This window comes from Streptococcus sp. 32226D021BW (genome assembly GCF_053545015.1).
Genome location: NZ_JBPPVC010000033.1, coordinates 1 through 1,682, shown reverse-complemented (window position 1 = coordinate 1,682; position 1,682 = coordinate 1). Strand labels below are relative to the sequence as shown.

Below are 1,682 nucleotides of genomic sequence, written 5' to 3'. Positions count from 1 at the left end.
GAGTCAGTCTCAGAATCCATTTCCGAGTCAGTCAGCGAGTCCGTTTCAGAATCCCTTTCAGAATCAATTTCCGAGTCCGTGTCTGAATCCATTTCAGAATCCATCTCTGAGTCAGTGTCTGAATCCCTTTCAGAATCGGTATCCGAGTCTGTTTCAGAATCCCTTTCAGAATCGGTATCCGAGTCAGTCTCAGAATCCATTTCCGAGTCAGTCAGCGAGTCCGTTTCAGAATCCCTTTCAGAATCAATTTCCGAGTCAGTGTCTGAATCCATTTCAGAATCCATCTCTGAGTCAGTCTCCGAGTCAATTTCTGAATCCGTTTCAGAGTCAGTATCAGAATCAGTATCAGAATCCGTCTCCGAGTCGATTTCTGAATCAGTTTCCGAGTCCGTTTTAGAATCCATTACAGAGTCAGTCAGCGAATCAGTATCAGAGTCAATTTCCGAGTCAGTTTCAGAATCTATTTCAGAATCCGTATCTGAGTCGGTGTCTGAATCCGTCTCAGAATCTATTTCAGAATCCGTATCTGAGTCGGTGTCTGAATCCGTCTCAGAATCTATTTCCGAATCAGTGTCTGAATCCATTTCTGAGTCAGTGTCTGAATCAGTTTCTGAATCAATCTCTGAATCCATCTCAGAATCAGTTTCCGAGTCAATCTCTGAATCCATCTCAGAATCCGTTTCAGAGTCAGTCTCAGAATCCGTTTCAGAGTCAGTCTCAGAATCAATTTCTGAGTCAGTTTCTGAATCCATTTCAGAATCCGTCTCAGAGTCCATTAGCGAATCCGTCTCAGAGTCCATATCAGAGTCAGTGTCTGAATCCATTTCGGAATCTATCTCAGAATCAGTCAGCGAGTCAGTCTCAGAATCCATTTCAGAGTCGGTGTCAGAATCTGTATCAGAGTCAGTGTCTGAATCCGTCTCAGAATCCGTCTCAGAATCAGTATCCGAGTCAATCAGTGAATCCGTTTCAGAGTCCGTGTCAGAATCCGTGAGCGAATCAGTATCCGAGTCCGTGTCAGAATCCATTTCAGAGTCAGTTTCAGAGTCAGTTTCAGAATCCCTTTCTGAGTCAGTATCCGAGTCCGTCTCAGAATCAATCTCAGAATCAGTTTCAGAGTCCATCTCAGAATCCCTTTCAGAATCGGTATCTGAATCCATTTCCGAATCAGTTTCTGAGTCAGTGTCTGAATCCATTTCAGAGTCCGTCTCAGAGTCAGTCAGCGAGTCCATCTCAGAGTCCGTCTCAGAATCGGTAAGTGAGTCTGTCTCCGAGTCCATTTCAGAGTCAGTTTCAGAGTCAATCTCAGAATCAGTTTCTGAGTCAGTATCTGAGTCGGTCAGCGAGTCCATCTCAGAATCAGTATCTGAGTCGGTTTCAGAGTCCGTCTCTGAATCAATTTCCGAGTCAGTTTCAGAATCCCTTTCAGAGTCAGTCAGCGAATCCCTTTCAGAATCCGTATCTAAATCTATCTCAGAATCGGTAAGCGAGTCGATTTCAGAATCCATCTCTGAGTCTGTATCCGAATCCATTTCAGAATCTATCTCAGAATCAGTTAGCGAGTCAGTCTCAGAATCTGTCTCAGAATCCGTATCTGAATCCGTATCAGAGTCCATTTCAGAATCAGTATCCGAGTCGGTGTCAGAATCAGTGTCAGAATCCATCTCTGAGTCAGTCTCAGA

General features: G+C 44.1%; 1 protein-coding gene. It reads left to right on the top strand.

Going from position 1 to position 1,682, the window contains the following annotated elements:
• Nucleotides 1-78: 78 nt before the first annotated feature.
• Nucleotides 79-1,682 (top strand): DUF445 family protein (locus ACEE44_RS10295; RefSeq protein WP_449172161.1); only part of this gene is annotated, 1,604 nt, incomplete at its 3' end.